The sequence below is a fragment of the Pedobacter sp. 05T44 genome, from assembly GCF_056395985.1.
This window is the reverse complement of record NZ_JBFTKO010000001.1, coordinates 54,352-71,562: the sequence shown is the minus strand read 5'-3', so window position 1 is coordinate 71,562 and position 17,211 is coordinate 54,352. Positions and strand designations below refer to the sequence as shown.

Annotated in this window: 17 protein-coding genes; 12 read left to right on the top strand and 5 right to left on the bottom strand. The window is 37.6% G+C overall.

Annotated elements, in window-relative coordinates:
* Positions 1 to 28: 28 nt before the first annotated feature.
* Positions 29 to 601, bottom strand: coding sequence for a DUF4142 domain-containing protein (locus AC1DDK_RS00290; protein ID WP_477611728.1), 573 nt, complete (start codon positions 599 to 601; stop codon positions 29 to 31).
* 130 nt (positions 602 to 731) lie between these two features.
* Positions 732 to 860 carry a hypothetical protein gene (locus AC1DDK_RS00285; protein ID WP_262889312.1) on the bottom strand — a complete coding sequence of 43 codons (129 nt, stop codon included), beginning with the start codon at positions 858 to 860 and terminating at the stop codon, positions 732 to 734.
* A gap of 183 nt (positions 861 to 1,043) precedes the next feature.
* Here AC1DDK_RS00285 and AC1DDK_RS00280 point away from each other — a divergent pair, with 183 nt between their 5' ends.
* From AC1DDK_RS00280 to AC1DDK_RS00270, 3 genes are read left to right on the top strand one after another with little or no spacing between them, the layout of a single operon-like run.
* On the top strand, positions 1,044 to 1,634 hold the full coding sequence (locus tag AC1DDK_RS00280) for a TetR/AcrR family transcriptional regulator (RefSeq protein WP_172663689.1): 591 nt from the start codon (positions 1,044 to 1,046) through the stop codon (positions 1,632 to 1,634).
* A gap of 5 nt (positions 1,635 to 1,639) precedes the next feature.
* Positions 1,640 to 1,864 carry a hypothetical protein gene (locus AC1DDK_RS00275; protein ID WP_172663688.1) on the top strand — a complete coding sequence of 75 codons (225 nt, stop codon included), beginning with the start codon at positions 1,640 to 1,642 and terminating at the stop codon, positions 1,862 to 1,864.
* Positions 1,865 to 1,877: 13 nt separating this feature from the next.
* Positions 1,878 to 3,164, top strand: a complete 1,287-nt coding sequence (locus AC1DDK_RS00270) for an MFS transporter (RefSeq protein ID WP_288880375.1) — start codon at positions 1,878 to 1,880, stop codon at positions 3,162 to 3,164.
* Here the strand turns inward: AC1DDK_RS00270 and AC1DDK_RS00265 are convergent.
* Complete coding sequence (locus AC1DDK_RS00265; RefSeq protein WP_337715049.1) at positions 3,153 to 4,064, bottom strand: SAM hydrolase/SAM-dependent halogenase family protein; 912 nt, start codon at positions 4,062 to 4,064, stop codon at positions 3,153 to 3,155. The two genes, AC1DDK_RS00270 and AC1DDK_RS00265, sit on opposite strands and share 12 nt — an antisense overlap.
* A gap of 156 nt (positions 4,065 to 4,220) precedes the next feature.
* Between AC1DDK_RS00265 and AC1DDK_RS00260 the strand changes: the two genes are divergently transcribed.
* The 7 genes from AC1DDK_RS00260 to AC1DDK_RS00230 all read left to right on the top strand — a co-directional run bounded on the left by AC1DDK_RS00260 (position 4,221) and on the right by AC1DDK_RS00230 (position 12,320).
* Entirely contained in the window at positions 4,221 to 5,240 is a 1,020-nt protein-coding gene (locus tag AC1DDK_RS00260; RefSeq protein WP_288880370.1) for a hypothetical protein, read from the top strand.
* A gap of 123 nt (positions 5,241 to 5,363) precedes the next feature.
* Positions 5,364 to 6,278 (top strand): NAD(P)/FAD-dependent oxidoreductase, encoded by a 915-nt coding sequence (locus AC1DDK_RS00255; RefSeq protein WP_337715047.1) that lies wholly within the window; start codon positions 5,364 to 5,366, stop codon positions 6,276 to 6,278.
* Positions 6,279 to 6,396: 118 nt separating this feature from the next.
* Positions 6,397 to 7,428 (top strand): methionine ABC transporter ATP-binding protein MetN, encoded by a 1,032-nt coding sequence (gene metN, locus AC1DDK_RS00250; protein ID WP_172663685.1) that lies wholly within the window; start codon positions 6,397 to 6,399, stop codon positions 7,426 to 7,428.
* Between the two features lie 4 nt (positions 7,429 to 7,432).
* Positions 7,433 to 8,077: a methionine ABC transporter permease MetI gene (locus AC1DDK_RS00245; protein ID WP_477633737.1), complete on the top strand. Its 645-nt coding sequence runs from the start codon at positions 7,433 to 7,435 to the stop codon at positions 8,075 to 8,077.
* Positions 8,078 to 8,093: 16 nt separating this feature from the next.
* Positions 8,094 to 8,912, top strand: coding sequence for a methionine ABC transporter substrate-binding lipoprotein MetQ (gene metQ, locus AC1DDK_RS00240; protein ID WP_477633736.1), 819 nt, complete (start codon positions 8,094 to 8,096; stop codon positions 8,910 to 8,912).
* A gap of 119 nt (positions 8,913 to 9,031) precedes the next feature.
* Positions 9,032 to 11,497 (top strand): alpha-L-rhamnosidase C-terminal domain-containing protein, encoded by a 2,466-nt coding sequence (locus tag AC1DDK_RS00235; RefSeq protein ID WP_337715045.1) that lies wholly within the window; start codon positions 9,032 to 9,034, stop codon positions 11,495 to 11,497.
* 13 nt (positions 11,498 to 11,510) lie between these two features.
* Positions 11,511 to 12,320, top strand: coding sequence for a sugar phosphate isomerase/epimerase family protein (locus tag AC1DDK_RS00230; RefSeq protein ID WP_288880359.1), 810 nt, complete (start codon positions 11,511 to 11,513; stop codon positions 12,318 to 12,320).
* Positions 12,321 to 12,328: 8 nt separating this feature from the next.
* Here the strand turns inward: AC1DDK_RS00230 and AC1DDK_RS00225 are convergent, their stop codons facing one another.
* Complete coding sequence (locus tag AC1DDK_RS00225; protein ID WP_172663680.1) at positions 12,329 to 13,207, bottom strand: AraC family transcriptional regulator; 879 nt, start codon at positions 13,205 to 13,207, stop codon at positions 12,329 to 12,331.
* A gap of 235 nt (positions 13,208 to 13,442) precedes the next feature.
* On the opposite strand from AC1DDK_RS00225, the gene AC1DDK_RS00220 reads away from it, so the two are divergent.
* Positions 13,443 to 16,118, top strand: coding sequence for a c-type cytochrome (locus AC1DDK_RS00220; protein WP_337715043.1), 2,676 nt, complete (start codon positions 13,443 to 13,445; stop codon positions 16,116 to 16,118).
* A 10-nt stretch (positions 16,119 to 16,128) separates the two neighbouring features.
* On the top strand, positions 16,129 to 16,926 hold the full coding sequence (locus tag AC1DDK_RS00215; protein WP_288880351.1) for a 3-keto-disaccharide hydrolase: 798 nt from the start codon (positions 16,129 to 16,131) through the stop codon (positions 16,924 to 16,926).
* Here AC1DDK_RS00215 and AC1DDK_RS00210 read toward each other — a convergent pair.
* Positions 16,839 to 17,195 (bottom strand): winged helix-turn-helix transcriptional regulator, encoded by a 357-nt coding sequence (locus AC1DDK_RS00210; protein WP_172663677.1) that lies wholly within the window; start codon positions 17,193 to 17,195, stop codon positions 16,839 to 16,841. The two genes, AC1DDK_RS00215 and AC1DDK_RS00210, sit on opposite strands and share 88 nt — an antisense overlap.
* Positions 17,196 to 17,211: the final 16 nt, after the last annotated feature.

Genomic DNA, 17,211 nt, shown 5'->3' with positions numbered 1-17,211 from the left:
AGAGGGCTGAAATTTTCAGCCCTCTTTTTTATTTTAAGTCAAAACTCAAATCTGTGGCAAGTTTATAATGCCCTTCAATCATACGAAGTGTTTTGGCGGCAAACCTTCTTACATCTATATCTCCAGAAGTTGTTGCTGATTTGAATAAATCAAGGGTTTTTATATGATCTTTTACCATCATATCCATATAGTGTTTATCAAATTGAGCACCAGATAGTTTTGCCATTTCATTTATATGATTCTGATCGGCCTCAGGAATAGAGGTCGGTATTGTTAATTTCTTTTTATCGGCCAGTTTTTTTAAATTATCGTTGGTTTTAGTATGATCCTTAACCATTTTTTCAGCAAACTTTTTAACCCTAACATTACTGGCTTTTGATGTTGCCATTTTACCAAGCTCTACCTCCATATTACCAGCATTAGCCGCTTTCTCTAAAAAGAACTGCATTCCCTCACCGCGGTTTACAGCCGTGGTATCAGTCATCGTTTGCTCTAGAGAAGAATCAGCCAAAGTACTGCTTGTGCTATTTTCTGTATTTCGGCAAGCATTTAAACTAAGCAAGCAGCATAATACAGCTGGTAATAAAATTCTAGTTTTCATGATTTTAGCATTTAAGTGGTTAGTTAATATACCTACAGTTAAAACTTGAAAATGTTTCCGAATTGTTAAAATACTTTGCACTAAATTTCTTACAAATAAGGTTGTAAGAAATGGGAATTGTAAGAGATATTTAAGGTTTCTTCTCAGTTTTAACCTTTTTGGCATCTTTTGCAGAAGTTGAATTTTCTGGTTCAGGGCCTTTGGGCTTTTTCTGATCTATTATCTCTGCTTTTACGGTTTTATTCTTTGGACTTTTCATAGTATTAGAATTTAAAGATTTAATCTATAACACATAAGAAATCCAATAAGTTCAATTTTTTCTCGATTTATATAGAACCAAGACTTATAGCTAGTTGTTCAATACGATCTAAAATATTTTTTTAATATATAATATAAATGAATGAATATTCATTTATATTTGTGATGATATTTGAAAAGCATTATGCGCGCAAGAGATCTGAATAAAGTAGAGTTGGTGAAACAGAAGGCAATGGAGTTGCTTGTAAAGATAGGTTTTGAAGGTTTTACCATGAATAAGTTAGCTAAAGAGTGCAAGATATCTGTAGCTACTCTATACATTTATTATAAAGATAAAGACGACTTGATCTTGCAGATAGCAATGGAAGAAGCAGAGCGGATGAGTGATATAATGCTTGAAGATTTCGATCCTGAAGTATCTTTTGAAGTTGGACTAAGACAACAATGGAAAAATAGAGCAAAGTGTATGCTTGAAAATCCTATAACAGCACAGTTTCTTGAGCAACTAAGGACTTCAACTTATCAGGAGCAGGTTTATGGAACTATCGTGAATAATTTCAAGATAACACTTGGCAAATTTATGACCAATGCAATCAATAGAGGCGAAATTAACCCAATGCAGCTGGAGGTTTACTGGTCGGTAGCTTTTGCCCCGCTGTATAACCTTGTCAGATTTCATTTTGATGGTAGAAGCATTGGGGGTAAACCATTCATTCTGACAGATAAAGCCCTTTGGGGCACTTTTGAATTAGTGCTAAAGGCACTAAAAAAATAAAACATATGGAACCAGATTTTAAAGATATTCTGCTTTTTAAAACAAACATTCAAACTGCTGATGACAAAATGCTCATAGCTAAAGTAATGGAAAAACATAAAATAGAACAATGGACCGTAGATCAACAAGATGTTGATTGTGTGCTGCGTATCGTATCCCCAATTTTGAAGCTGGATGATGTAATTCAACTGGTTTCAAAAAATGGATATCAGTGTGAAGAATTGACCTAATAAAAGAAAACTCATGAAACAATCGTCAACTAATATAATTTTACCGTTTAGCAACTATCAAAAGTTGGTAATAGCCTTGTTGGCTTTACTTCAATTTACAATAGTGCTTGATTTTATGGTTCTCGCGCCTTTGGGTGATTACTTAATGAAATCACTTTCAATTACTCCAAAAGGTTTTGGAGTTGTGGTATCTTCTTATGCATTTAGTGCAGGTGCATCAGGGATACTTGCTGCTGGTTTTGCAGATAAATTCGATCGTAAAAAAATACTATTGTTTTTCTACGCAGGATTTATTGTTGGTACCCTATGCTGTGCCTTAGCAACAACATATTGGATGTTGTTAGGTGCCAGAATAATAACAGGATTATTTGGAGGTGTTATTGGCGCCATTTCAATGACCATCATGACCGATCTATTTGAGGTAAACCAGCGTGGCAGGGTGATGGGATTTGTGCAAATGGCATTTGCTGCCAGTCAGGTACTGGGTATTCCAATCGGCCTTTATTTTGCGAACTTATGGGGCTGGCATTCTTCCTTTTTAATGATCGTTGGTCTGGCAGTACTAATAGCTATAACCATTGTAATAAAGGTTAAACCTATAGATAAGCACCTTGCTCTACAGTCAGATAAAAGTGCCTTTTTGCATTTATGGCATGCAGTTTCAAATAAATCTTATCAAACAGGTTTTATCGCTACAGCCTTTTTAAGCGTTGGAGGTTTTATGCTTATGCCTTTTAGTAGCGCTTATCTGATTAATAACATAAATATAACTCCTCAACAATTGCCTATGGTATTTATGTTTACCGGTATTGCATCAATTATAATAATGCCATTAATAGGGAAGTTAAGCGATAAAATTGATAAATTTATGTTGTTTAGCGCGGGTTCCGCCCTGGCAGTAATAATGATACTAATTTATACAAATCTGGTACCTATACCACTTTGGCAAGTTGTATTAGTCAATATGGTACTGTTTATGGGGATAATGAGTAGGATGATTCCTGCAACTACCCTTACAATGAGTATCCCGGATATGAAAGATAGGGGGGCTTTTATGAGTGTTAACGCTTCGCTTCAGCAAATGGCGGGAGGTATCGCCGCTTTGTGTGCAGGGCTTATAGTTACCCAAAAAAATAGTACAAGCCCACTTGAAAATTATGGCATCTTAGGCATCGTTGTTTCAGTGATTATTGCTGTTTGCTGTATTTTCGTTTACAGGGTAAGTGTTATGGTAAAAAAGAAACAGGCTGATGTGATTCAGGATATCCCGAAAGAAGAACTTCAATTGTCAGAAGTCTAACTTAGTTACTTCTACATTCCAATCGCTTCCACTTTGTATGTTGTGTAGGGTGGCAAAGCTATCTTGATTTAAGGCAAATGAAAGTTGCAGTAAACTATTGAGGTAGCATAATGGTTTGCCCTTTGGTACATTGCCAAAGGTCTCGCTATATGGTGCCTCAGTTTCATACACTTTTTTGTCGTTATGGAAAATTGAAATTTTTAAGAGGTCACCGTATTTTAAATTGAACTTTTTTACAAGTTCAGCATCTATGTTGGTCCATATATTGCCGTATTGTACATCTAATATTGGAATGTTGCCCTTAAGCGTTTTGCCAATGATAATTGCTTTCTGATAAGGAATGCTTAGAACCTCTTTGGGCAATACTTTTCCAACTTCATTAAAAGAGATCACGCCTGATGCCAATCGGGCTGCAGTATATGCATATACGTCTCTTCCATGAAAAGTGTAAGATTTGCCTGAATCTTTTCGTCTGTTAACCGCTTCATCAATTTCCCTTATCTCTTCAATCCCTAGTTGCTCTGCCGTTAATGTTAAAGTTCCATTATCAGGGGTAACTATAAACTGACCGGTATTGGTTTTTAATACTACCGATTTTCTTTCAGTACCAACTCCGGGGTCTACAACAGAAACAAAAACTGTTCCTTTGGGATAGTAAGGTACAGTTTGCATGAGCCTATAAGAAGCTTCCCAGATATTATATGCAGGAATTTCGTGTGTGAGGTCGTAAAGCTTAAGTTCAGAAGATACGCCCATTGCAACTCCTTTCATAGCTGAAACGGCGCCATCCTTTAAACCAAAATCTGATTGAAACACAACAATTTTGCTTTGTGACAGACCTACATTTGAGATCATAAACATCAAAAGAGAGACGATTAAACGCAATTGATTTATGGTCATGGGACTTAACAATTAAATTTTACAAACTAACATTTATTAAGTTTTAAAATAAGACTATTTTATCTAATATTTGCCTGTGTTATTGAAACAAAGATATTAGACCATCCTATTGATAATAACACGGTAAATCAGACCTTAAAAGCACATCTTAAATATATGAGAATTAAAATTCTGTTAACTATTATTCTATTGTCCTCTGCTGTAACAAAAATTTATTCTCAGGAAATCGAAGGTAACCTCAATATTCACACTTTTGCAGATAATAGGGAGTATGCCAGATCTAATCGATTTTCTCAAACTATATTCGGATTAAGATTTTCTCCTGAACTGGGATTATTACTTGATAGTACCCACCGGATTAGAGTTGGGTTTAATGCATTGCATGAATTTGGTTCGCCTAAATTTACCAATAAAATAGATCCTGTTGTTTATTATCAGTTTACGCAACAAAACTGGAATTTTTATATGGGAATGTTTCCAAGACGAGATTTGCTTTCTGATTTCCCAAGAGCTGTTTTAAATGATACGCTAGGTTATTACCGACCAAATGTGGAAGGTATGTTACTTAAATATGAAAATGAAAATTGGAAACAGTTATTATTTATCGATTGGACAAGCCGTCAGACAGCAACCGACAGAGAGAATTTTATATTCGGATTATCAGGTCGTTATAAAAAAGACATGTTCTTTGTTTCTCATTATGCGATGATGCTACATAACGCAGGCCCTGCGATAGATATTCCGGGTGACCATATCGAAGACAACGGAGCACTCGCAGTTAAAGTGGGTTTAGATTTTAGTGGCAGGACATTTTTAGACTCATTAACTTTTAATACAGGTGGTTTGATGTCATTTGAGCGTGAGCGTAGTGTGGGAGGCTGGAAAACACCAAAAGGATTGTTATTGGAAATGGCTGCAGAGTACCACAGATTTGGTGTTACCAATTCATTCTATAAAGGCGACGGCCATCACATCATGGATGGAGATCAATTCTATACGGCCAAAACATATAATAGGTTGGATCTGAGCTGGCGACCAAAAATATATAAAGGAATTGAAGGTAAGTTTACTTTATCCTTTCACTTCCTTGATGGGGTAATTGATAGCCAGCAAGCTTTTGCTATCCGATATAACATCTTCGGAAGTAAGGCTTTGAGGAAAAGCTCATCAAACTAACACCTGTTTGCAAAAAATGAGATTCCGTTAACAGACTTTATTTGCAACTATGTTGCATTGTTGATTATTGTATTTAGTTTTGTTGCTATAAAAGCAATACAGTTTTTTATACATAAATAAACAATGATGGAAGACTCTAAAAGATTTGATGTAATCATAATCGGGGGAAGTTATGCCGGACTTTCAGCTGCTATGGCACTCGGACGTTCGCTAAAAAAGGTTTTAATTATAGATAGCGGAAAACCATGCAATAAGCAAACCCCTCATTCACATAATTTCATTACTCAGGATGGACTGCCTCCTGAACAAATAGCCGCTGCAGCGAAAGATCAGGTTTTAAAGTATAGCACAGTAACTATTCATGAAGATTTTGCAATTGGGGCCGCAAAAGCAGAAGATGATTTTATAATAAGTACACAAAGCGGAGAATCATTTGCTGCAAGCAAATTACTCTTTGCTACCGGTATTAGTGATCAGATGCTTGATATAAAAGGATTTGCAGAATGTTGGGGTATTTCTGTTCTGCATTGTCCATATTGTCATGGTTATGAAGTAAAACATCAACCAATGGGTGTTATTGCCAATGGTGATTTGGGCTTTGAATTCTCCAGGCTAATTTATAATTGGAGTAAAAACCTGGTTTTGCTTACAAATGGACAATCTACTCTTAGTCTGGAACAAACAGAGAGGATTAAACATCACGGTATTGAAATTATAGAAAAAGAGATTGTAGAAATTGAACACAATCAGGGCTATATTACAAATGTTGTTTTTAAAGATGGAAGCAAACAAAAGTTATCAGCGGTTTTTGCCAAAGTGGGATTTAACCAACACTCAACATTGCCTGAGCAACTTGGGTGCAACATCAATGAACAAGGCTTTATTAGTGTTGATGATTTTCAGAGAACAACAATCTCCGGAATTTATGCTGCAGGAGATAATACCACAATGTTTCGTGCAGTATCTGCTGCAACGGCAGCGGGTACAAAAGCAGGCGCAATGATAAATAAAGAACTTATAGAAGAGGCTTTTAGTTAAATAAATGTGTGTTAGATGTAAAAGTCTATTAATACACTAGACTATTAATGATTATTCTTACTTTTGCAGCGAACTTAGTTTTATATACATAGCTAAGTCCAAAACTGCAATAAGTTTAATGATTGAATTAAAAAATATAACTAAAAAGTTTCATCAGAAAAACAGGGAAATTATTGCCCTGTCAAAGGTGTCACTAAAAGTTCCTAAGGGAAAGATATTCGGTGTAATTGGGGCTTCAGGAGCTGGTAAGAGTACATTAATCCGTTGCGTTAATTTATTGGAGAGACCAACTTCAGGAGAAGTAATTGTTGATGGACAAAATCTGATGGACTTATCCCCAGCAGATCTGGCTAAAGAGAGAAGACAAATTGGAATGATCTTTCAACATTTTAATCTTCTGTCTTCCAGAACTGTTTCAGAGAATATAGCTTTCCCGCTGGAGTTGGATAAAATGCCTAAGCAGGAGATCAGTAATAGAGTAGCTGAGCTGCTTGCACTGGTTGGGCTGGAAGAGAAACATAATGATTACCCGGCAAATCTCTCCGGTGGACAAAAGCAACGCGTAGCAATTGCCCGTACTTTGGCCAGTAACCCTAAAGTGCTTTTGTGCGATGAGGCTACCAGTGCGCTTGATCCCGCCACAACAAAATCTATTCTCAACTTATTAAAAGATATTAACAAACGCCTGAATATTACCATTTTACTGATCACACATGAAATGGATGTTGTAAAAAACATCTGTGATCAGGTTGCTGTAATTAGCGGGGGAGAGCTTATTGAGCAAGGGTCTGTCAGTGAGATTTTTGCGCATCCCCAAATGGATGTTACTAAGGAGTTTATAGCCTCTTCTTTAAAAATCAATATCCCGTTAGAATATTTGGAAAGGTTAAGCAGTAATAAAGAAGCAGAGAAAAAACCACTGTTAAAATTGGAATTTACAGGGCAATCTGCCGATGATCCTGTCTTGTCTGAAGTAAGTCGCTTATTTCAGCTAGACAATAACATTATTTATGCGCAAATTGAATATGCCGGTGGAGTTAAATTTGGTGCAATGGTAATTGAGGTTTCGGGTACTGAAGAGAACCACCAAAAGGCAATAGAATTTTATAATCAAAAACAGATAAGAGTGGAGGTATTGGGATATGTCTGAGTCAATGATTTTACTTCTTTTTAAAGGAGCCTGGGAAACAATCATCATGACTTTTGTGTCCGGTTTTTTTGGATTTGTTATTGGCTTGCCAACAGGTGTACTGTTGTTTATGACCCGCAAGGGACAAGTGTTAGAGAACAGAGGACTTAATAATACCGTGTCGGTTATTGTTAACATCTTTAGATCTATTCCTTTCATTATACTAATTGTTTGGATGATACCCTTTACAAGGATGCTTGTTGGTACCTCTATTGGCGTAGAAGCTGCATTKGTTCCCTTGAGCATTGGTGCGGCACCATTTATTGCCCGCATGGTAGAAAATAGCCTGATCGAGGTTCCTCATGGTTTGGTAGAGGCCGCAAGGGCAATGGGAGCAACACCATTTCAAATTGTTTACAAGGTCCTGCTTCCAGAAGCGCTTCCATCTTTAATCAATACCGCTTCAATTACTTTAATCACTCTTGTCGGTTATTCTGCAATGGGAGGAGCTGTAGGTGCAGGTGGACTAGGCCAGATAGGGTATCAGTATGGATATGTAGGATACGATGTAACTGTAATGAATACGGTACTCGTTTCACTTGTAGCCCTTGTATTCTTTATACAGTTTACTGGCGATTTTATAGCCAAAAAAGTAGATCATAGAAAATAACTTATTAAAAATGCGTATGAAAATAKAAATTAAAGCCCTTGCAATAGTTACAATTATAGCTTCTGTTGGTTTATTCGGCTGCGGAGGCAATTCTAAAAAGAACACTCCCAATCACATTAAAGTTGGAGTTGAATCGGGCCCGGAATATACAATAGCTCAGGTTGCTCAAAAGGTAGCTAAAGAAAAATACGGATTAGACGTAGAGCTGGTACAATTTAATGATTATGTGATGCCCAACGAAGCGCTTCATCAGGGAGATATTGATGCGAATGCATTTCAAAATAAACCTTATTTAGATGTGCAGGCCAAGCAGCGGGGTTATAACTTTGCAATTGTTGGTAATACATTTGTTTATCCACTAGCGGGTTATTCGAAAAAGATTAAAAAAATTGAAGAGCTTAAAGACGGTAGCACCATTATTATACCCAATGATCCTACCAACGGCGGCAGGGCATTGTTGTTGTTGCAAAAAGCGAGCCTATTGAAGCTGAAAGATGGAGTGGGCTTATTACCTACTGTAAATGATATTGTAGGAAATCCAAAACAACTTAAAATAGTTGAACTTGAAGCTCCTCAGTTGCCAAGGGCTTTAGACGATCAAAATGTAACTGTAGCTATTATTAACAATACTTTTGCTACACCTGTAGGTTTAGTTGCAGAGCGTGACGGAATCTTTGTAGAAGATAAAAAATCACCTTACGTAAATATCATTGTCACCAGGGAAGGGGATCAGGACAGAGCAGAAATCAAAAACTTTGTAAAGGCATATCAATCTGCGGAAGTAGCACAGGCAGCCGAAATAGAATTCAAAGGTGGTGCAATTAAGGGATGGTGATGTAAATTAGTGTCAAAAAGTGTAAAGAAAAGCCATTTTATAGCAATGAAATTTTAAGGGTAGCGTGTAACTTCGCTTTAAACCAAATTAGATTTCACTGTATTTAGGAGTAGCTTTTTATGATTCATTTAGCGCGTGTATTTTTTGTAATTACTTTTTTTGTATTCTATTCAAGTTGCATTCAAAGCGTACACGCGCAAAGCAGTATCTATCCTCTGATTTCTGCAAAAAAGAAACTGACTGAAAACCCGTTTTCGCCCGATCCCCTTATTAATTATAGTTGGGATGATCCTAGAGCATCAGATGGTCTGGAAAGCTATAGCTTGCAACCAGTTAGCTGGACAACTTCAACTCCGGATAGTTTTAATACAAATGAATTTAAGAAGACCGGCGTAATTGCTGTAAATGGAAAAGGTTCAATTTGTTTTGATTTTGGACAAACAAATGCTGGCTGGCTTGAATTTGAATCTGACGACTTAATCGATAGTGTAACCATAGGTATCAGCGAATATAATGAGCCCGCAATTGTAAATAGTGGTGCATTACATCCGCTTAAAACAATGGCTCCTGTTAAACATGGGCAAACTTACCGGTTAGAATTAAATCCTGAATTTTATGAAGGAGTAAGGTTTGGCTGGATAAATGTGCTTTCTCATCAACAAAACTGGCACATTAAGAGTCTTCGTTTGGTTTGTCAGGTTAAACCTGTAAATTATCAAGGTAGCTTTTCCTGTAGTGATTCGGAACTGACCAGAATATGGTATACCGGTGCCTATACTGTTAAGTTAAATCTCCAAAAAGACTATTTTGGAGCAATATTAATGGAACGGAGCGACCGCCATTCGTGGACCGGAGATGCTTATCCATCGCAGGCAGCCTCAATGGTTGCCTTTGGCAATTATGATTTTGTGAAAGCCAATACCATTAATACGGCAGATCTGAATAATGGCATTCTAAGCTATTCTCTCTATTGGGTTTTAAGTCTTATTGACTATGTAAATTATACAGGAGATGTTGAATTTGCCAAAAGATATATCGATAATGCCTGTAAAAAACTAGATCTCGCATACCAGCATTTTGGTAAATCGCCTAAGTTAGGTTTTTACGGTTGGGACGAACGTCTCGGAGCAGGTTTTGAAAATCCGGATATCCACGAATCTCAGCGTGCTTATTCAATGCTCACCATACGTTCATGGGCCGAATTTGGTCGCTTAATGAAACAAATTGGAAGGGCTGACCTGGCACAGAAATATACCAATTATGCCCAGCAGAAAATTGCTGAAGAAAGAAAGAAAAAGAACTGGCCAAATGAATTTGGACTTCATGCATCGGCAGACGCCATTAATACTGGCCTTACAACACCTAAGGAAGATGCACTGTTTTATCAGCGGAACTATACTGATCGGGTAAACCGCTTGTCTTACTCCCCTTTTAACGAATACTTTATCATAGGGGCGATGGCCAAAATGCAAAAGCATAAAGAAGCGATAAGTGCAGTTAAAGATTGCTGGGCTGGACAAATCAAATACGGAGGAACAACATTTTTTGAAGTATACCGACCAAGCTGGAACGCAATATTCGATAAAAATGATGCTCCGCCGAATAACCAATGCGGATATACCAGCTTAACACATCCATGGAGCGCAGGAGTAGTTAAATGGCTGTCGGAAGAGGTTTTAGGCATAAAGCCACTGGAACCGGGCTTCAAAGTCTTTGAAATCATGCCTCATTTAGGAGATACCATATCTTATGTTAATGGAAGCACACCAACATTAAATGGATTGATCTCTGCCAGCTTTAATGTAAAATCTGGGATAACTATACTCGAAATACCAAAGGGCACCTTAGCAAAACGGGTTGCAATTCCATTAGGTGGTAATACTGTAAAGTCACTTTCTTTAAATGGAAAACCAATTTTGAATGGAGAGGGATTTCAAATTAAAGATGGCTACATAAATGTAAATAACCTAACGCCAGGGAAATACGAGTATAAGATAACTTATAAAACATTAAATAAAGCGGCGCAAGTAAAAGATATCCCCTGGAATTACCCTATTAATATCTTCCGGCAAGATAGTTTAACTTCTGGAAATTGGAAGGGTAGCTATGGCAAAGAAGGATTTGTGTTGTTTAATTACCTTCAAAATAATAAACATTTACAGAAATTGCCTGTCTATGTATCATCAGTAAAGTTAAGAAATGAGGCAAATGTTCATTCGGAATTGCCGGCAGACAATAGGGTGCTCCGCAACACAACAGGTACTAACCGTACCTTTGGTGCAGTTGTAACTAAAGATCCTGCGCCCACTTTGCAAACCATAACGATGGATGTTCAGGTTGCCGGAACTCAGTCCCATCAAATTGCTTTGTATTTTTTAGATTGGGATAACAAAGAAAGGCGCTCTGCCGTAGAAGTATTTGATGCCAATACACTTAAACTCATCTCACCTGTTCAGTTAATTAAGGATTATCAAAATGGAAAATATCTGATCTTTAATTATACCGGAAGCATACGAATTCGGATCAACCATGTACGTGGGGAGAACGCTGCAGTAAGTGGTATATTTTTCGACAGACATCAATAAGCATCCAAAACAAATGAAAACACAAATTTTGTGCACACTCTGGGGGCTTGAACATCTTCCTCTTGAAGATTCTTTTCTAAAAGTAAAACAGGCAGGCTATGATGGCGTTGATGCATGGATTCCGGAAGATGCTGCAGAACGTAAAAAGTTTATCCGACTTCTGGATGAATATCAATTTCCAATTGTATGTCATCAGCATCAAGCCACAGGAACCGATATTAAGTCTTTTTGTAAGTCTTTTGATTATTATTTGAATCTCTCTATGGACTGTAACCCGATACTAATTAATTCGCATAGCGGTAAAGACTATTTCTCCAAAGATGAACAATTAAGGGTAATTGATACAGCGCAGGAATTCTCCGTAAAAAGGAACATCAGGGTTGCCCACGAAACCCATCGGGGTAGGATAGGTTTTAGTCCTTACAATGCAATGGAACTTTTTGCGCTAAGGCCTGATATGAAAATCACAGCCGATCTTTCTCATTGGGTTTGTGTAACCGAAAGCTATCTGGAGAATTGCCCTAATATTTTAGAAGAGGCCATAAAAAGAACTGAACACATTCATGCAAGAGTTGGTTATCCTGAAGGACCACAAGTAACAGACCCGCGTGTAAAAGAATGGCAAACTGCTACACAGATATTTCTTGAGTGGTGGGGTAAAATCATTGACTATAAAAAAGAAGTCGGTGATGAGCTATTAACCATTACTCCAGAATTCGGTCCGCCTCCGTATATGGTTACATTACCCTCAAACGGGATGCCTGTTGCAGATCAGTTTGAAATCAACAGCTACATGAAGGATTTGTTGAGATCAATAACTTAAATATCAATTTATACTTTACGAAGCCTGTATTCTTTAGGTGGCAATCCGTTCTTTTTCTTAAACAAACGCGAAAAATAGAAAATAGAATCAAAACCTGTTTGGTAAGCCACTTCATTAATGGTTAAATTGGTGGATGTAAGTAAATCCTTCGCTTTGTCTAATCTCAGATTAAGGTGATATTGATTTGGTGATAAGCCTGTCGTTTCTTTAAAAATCTTCCTGAATCTCGAATAACCCATAGGCAAATCCTTTACCATTTCTTCTAAATTCACTGGGTTCTCAATGGATTCCTGTAAAAGAAATTTGGCCTTCGAAATGAGTTTAGATTGATTTCCGATATCAGGTGTTTTGTATTTCGATACGGCATTTACCAAGCCTAAAATTTGAAGAGTAAGCCCTGAAACGATTTGACGATACCCAATTTCAGCAGCAGCAACTGTTTTGATAAGTGTATGAAAAAGCTGCAGTAAATCTTCGTTCAGGCCAACATCAATAAAAGGATTCTCAGCGGTAAATATTCCCTTTTTCATCAATTCATTAGGATAACTCCCATTAAATCCTACCCAATATTCTTCCCAACCATGTTGAGGGTGTGGTTTGTATCTGTGCCATACACCTGGGAATAAAAAGAAACAGGTTCCAGCTTTAATGTTATAGGCTTTGGTTTTTGCAGATTCCAGTAAACCTTCGCCTTTTGTTATGAAAACCAGGTAATAGCCGTCTAGTATTCTGCCCTTATCCCAGGTAAAGGAGTGATCTATTGGATGCTCACGATTGTTTGGGTAATTTTTATTAGGCTCTACCTTTGCCGAACCAACCGTATTGATGTAAAATCCCCAATTTTTTTCGAATTCACTAATGTTAAGATATTTCTGGTAATTCTTCATTTTAATATTTGGCTTCTTTTATAAAGCTAATTATTTTATCAAAAAGTACAAACGATATTTAAGATTAAGTGCTGTTTTGTCTTATTAGTACATTCAATGTGTTGTTTTGTTTAAAGTGATATGTCAGAAAAGATAAAAGATAACCAGAGCATGTCAGTACAGGACAGCACAGGTTGCGTATTTCATCTATTTACGATATTCTTGTTATACCAAACACACAAATAAACCAACCCACATGAAATCAAACAGAACTAGGTCTGTTAAATTATCTGTAGTATTTTTATTACTCATTCTTATCGGTGTTTCCTTCACCACTTTCCAGAAAGATAATCCAGGACCAAAAGTTGAAAAACTAAAACTTTTACCAAATTTTAAAGCGGAACATTTATACAGCCCATCTGAAAGTAAAACCGGATCATGGGTAGCCATGACCTTTGATAATAAAGGGCGGATAATTACTTCAGATCAGTATGGCTTTTTATACAGGCTGGAAATACCCCCAATAGGTGCAGATACCACCAAGGTTAAAGTAAAGGTAGAAAAACTAATTGTTGGCGATTCAACAAACGCTAAAGTAGGGATGGGGTATGCCCATGGTTTGCTTTACGCCTTCAATAGCTTATACGTAATGGTTAATCACAATAGCGACGATAAGTTTAAAAGCGGAAGTGGACTTTACCGGTTACAGGATACCGATGGTGATGATCAATTCGATAAAGTAACATTGATGAAAGCATTAATCGGTGAAGGCGAACATGGCCCCCACAGTATTGTGCTTTCTCCTGATAAAAAGTCAATTTACATGATTGCAGGTAATTATACAGATATGCCGGAAATGGACAGTTACCGCCTACCTAAAACCTGGAAAGAAGACAACGCATTGGCAACCATAAAAGACCCTAATGGACATGCTACAGACCGTTTTGCGCCAGGAGCCTTTGTAATGAAAACCGACCCGGAAGGAGCAAAGTGGGAATTAGTAAGTGCAGGATATAGAAATCCATATGATTTTGCCTTTAATGAAGATGGAGAAATGTTTGTTTACGATGGCGACATGGAATGGGATATGGGGATGCCATGGTATAAACCTACCAGAATTTCTCATTCTCCCAGCGGAAGTGAATTTGGCTGGCGCTCCGGAAATACCAATTGGGCACCAAGTTATATTGATAATCTTCCTGCTATATTAAACGTTGGTCAGGGCTCACCTACGAACCTGGTTAGCAGTTATAACGCTCGTTTTCCAGAGAAATATCGTCGTGGTTTATTAGCCTTCGACTGGACTTTTGGCATCATTTACTCCGTACAGCTTATTCCCGATGGATCCTCTTATAAAACAACAGCAGAGGAATTTTTATCGGGACAGCCTTTACCGCTTACCGACGGTTTGATTGGACCTGATGGAGCACTTTACTTTTTAACCGGAGGACGTGAGCTTGAATCTGATCTATACAGAGTTTATTATGGTGATAATTCCTTGCCAAACCAAGAATTGCCAACCAATGCAACAGCAAGTGTGCTCGAAGCACGCAACCTGAGGAAGCAATTGGAAGAGTTTCATACTACGCCTAATCCAGAGGCAATTAACATAGCCTGGCCAAACCTGAAAAACAAAGATCGTTATATTCGTTATGCTGCAAGGATTGCTGTTGAACATCAGCCCGTTGCAGAATGGCAAGACAGAGCCCTGAATGAAAAGGACCCGATTATATTGATGCACGCCATGACTGCACTGGCCAGAAATGGAAGTAAGGAATTAAACAGTAAAATGTTGAATGCGCTGATGCACATCAATTATATGTCACTATCAGAACCGCAGAAGATGGACTTGTTAAGAACGTTTGAGCTAACGTTACTGCGCACCGGTAAACCCCAACCGGTAGATAGGCTGAAATTAAGCAAATATCTAAATGCTCATTTTCCGGCCAAGAGTAATGAAATCAATCGGTTCATGACAAAGATCCTTGTTTATATCGGCGATGAGCAGGTAGTACCTAAAACTTTGGCCTTAATAGATCTGGCCAAAGACGATGAGGACTACCAGAAGGGAATAACCAGTTCGTCAGATTTGATCTTGAAAAATCCTCAATATGGATTGGATATTGCAAAAACGCTGTCTAAAACGCCACCTTCGCAACAGATTTATTATGCTGTAGCTTTAAGTGAAGCCAAAAAAGGATGGACACCTGCACTTCGTAACAAATATTTTAAATGGTTCTATAAAGCATTCGGGTTTAAGGGTGGTAACAGTTATATCGGTTTTATTGATGAAGCACGTAAAATAGCCCTAACCAATGTGCCAAAAGAACAATTTGCTCATTTTAACAAGATCTCCGGAGACGGCCTGGTAGACAATAAACAGCTTAAACTTGGCGATGTTACACAACCAAAAGGTCCGGGAAGAGACTGGAAACTGGACGAAGCACTTGCAGTAGTAAAAGACAGTTTGGTAGGCAGAAACTATAAGAATGGTAAAATGATGTTTGCCGCCACAATGTGTATTTCTTGCCATACTACAGGTGGCGAGGGTGGTTCTGCAGGTCCCGACCTTACACATCTGGGAACCAGATTCTCTGAGAAAGACATCCTTGAATCTATCATAACACCTAGCAAAGTGATCTCCGATCAGTATGCCGCAAAAGTTTATTATTTAAAAGACGGAAGCTCTATCTATGGAAGATTTAAGAGAGAGACCAAAGACAAGATTTATATTTCTCAAAATCCTTTTTCTCCTCAAACACTTCGGGAAATTAAGAAAAAGGATATAGCAATCACTTCTGTATCTAAATTATCCATTATGATGCCTGGCATGATCAACAGCTTAAATAGTGAAGAATTAAAAGATTTAATGGCTTATTTGATTTCAGGTGGAAATAAAGATAATAAAGTGTTTCAGCCGGCAAGTAAATAGAAGTAAGAAGATGCGTCAAATAAATAGAAATTCAATAAGCTTTATTGGAAGTGTGTTTTTGTTAATGCTAACTTTTTCGGCAATGAGTCAGGAAAAGGATTTTGTTAAAATTTTTGATGGTAAAACACTACAAGGCTGGAAAGGAGATTTAATCCACTGGAAAGTTGAAAACGGAACTATAATAGGTGAGGTCACTCCTCAAAATCAATTAAAGAATAATACTTTTTTAATATGGGCAGGAGGGAAAGTGGGTGATTTTGAACTGAAATTACAGTATAAAATTTCAAAAGGAGGCAATAGTGGTATCCAGTACAGGAGTGAAGAAGTACCCGGTGTTCCCTTTGGACTAAAAGGTTATCAGGCCGACATAGATGGGAACAATGAATATACAGGCTTAAACTATGAAGAAAGAGGCCGTGGCTTTATCGCAAAACGGGGCGAGAAAGTAGTTGTAGATTCATTAGGGAAACCTGATCTCCTTTCAACGTTAGGTACATCAGAGGAGCTGGCAAAGAATATCAGGAAGGATGATTGGAATGAATATCACCTGGTTGTTAAAGGCAATCATATGCAATATTATATCAATGGTGTATTAATGAGTGATGCCACCGATAATGATCCTGTCAATCGTAAAATGACAGGGTTATTAGGCCTTCAGGCACACGTAACCACTGAAATGCGGGTTGAATTCAAGAACATTAGACTAAAGCAAGGCCTTGATTATGCCTTAAAATCTCGTGCAAATGCCCATTCAACCATTGCATCGAGAATTGGCTTTAATTCTTCACCTTCAAAACTTAAACTATAGGTTACAAAAGGAGGAACAATATTTTCAGCTTTTCTGATAACCAGCACATCCTGTTGCATCTGTTTTAGGTGCTGTATAAGCATTTTTTCAGTTATGGCCGGAATCAATTTCTTCAGCTCGCTATACCTTTTTGGTCCGCTCATGAGGTGGTAAAGTATTACTGGTTTCCAATGACCTCCAATCTTACTCATCACGTAGCTGACCGGGCAGGTTGCCTTGTTATTTTCTCTGTTGGCATTTAAAGTTGAATTTTCTTTGATCGCTGTCATCTTACATACTTTGGGG

Excerpts from the sequence above, each read along its gene's own strand:
- AC1DDK_RS00220 (WP_337715043.1), top strand. The coding sequence starts at position 13,443 with ATGAAATCAAACAGAACTAGGTCTGTTAAATTATCTGTAGTATTTTTA.
- AC1DDK_RS00270 (WP_288880375.1), top strand. The coding sequence starts at position 1,878 with ATGAAACAATCGTCAACTAATATAATTTTACCGTTTAGCAACTATCAA.
- AC1DDK_RS00215 (WP_288880351.1), top strand. The coding sequence starts at position 16,129 with ATGCGTCAAATAAATAGAAATTCAATAAGCTTTATTGGAAGTGTGTTT.
- AC1DDK_RS00235 (WP_337715045.1), top strand. The coding sequence starts at position 9,032 with ATGATTCATTTAGCGCGTGTATTTTTTGTAATTACTTTTTTTGTATTC.
- AC1DDK_RS00255 (WP_337715047.1), top strand. The coding sequence starts at position 5,364 with ATGATGGAAGACTCTAAAAGATTTGATGTAATCATAATCGGGGGAAGT.
- AC1DDK_RS00230 (WP_288880359.1), top strand. The coding sequence starts at position 11,511 with ATGAAAACACAAATTTTGTGCACACTCTGGGGGCTTGAACATCTTCCT.
- AC1DDK_RS00275 (WP_172663688.1), top strand. The coding sequence starts at position 1,640 with ATGGAACCAGATTTTAAAGATATTCTGCTTTTTAAAACAAACATTCAA.
- AC1DDK_RS00265 (WP_337715049.1), bottom strand. The coding sequence starts at position 4,064 with ATGACCATAAATCAATTGCGTTTAATCGTCTCTCTTTTGATGTTTATG.
- AC1DDK_RS00290 (WP_477611728.1), bottom strand. The coding sequence starts at position 601 with ATGAAAACTAGAATTTTATTACCAGCTGTATTATGCTGCTTGCTTAGT.
- AC1DDK_RS00225 (WP_172663680.1), bottom strand. The coding sequence starts at position 13,207 with ATGAAGAATTACCAGAAATATCTTAACATTAGTGAATTCGAAAAAAAT.
- AC1DDK_RS00210 (WP_172663677.1), bottom strand. The coding sequence starts at position 17,195 with ATGACAGCGATCAAAGAAAATTCAACTTTAAATGCCAACAGAGAAAAT.
- AC1DDK_RS00285 (WP_262889312.1), bottom strand. The coding sequence starts at position 860 with ATGAAAAGTCCAAAGAATAAAACCGTAAAAGCAGAGATAATAGATCAG.
- AC1DDK_RS00260 (WP_288880370.1), top strand. The coding sequence starts at position 4,221 with ATGAGAATTAAAATTCTGTTAACTATTATTCTATTGTCCTCTGCTGTA.
- metN (WP_172663685.1), top strand. The coding sequence starts at position 6,397 with ATGATTGAATTAAAAAATATAACTAAAAAGTTTCATCAGAAAAACAGG.
- AC1DDK_RS00280 (WP_172663689.1), top strand. The coding sequence starts at position 1,044 with ATGCGCGCAAGAGATCTGAATAAAGTAGAGTTGGTGAAACAGAAGGCA.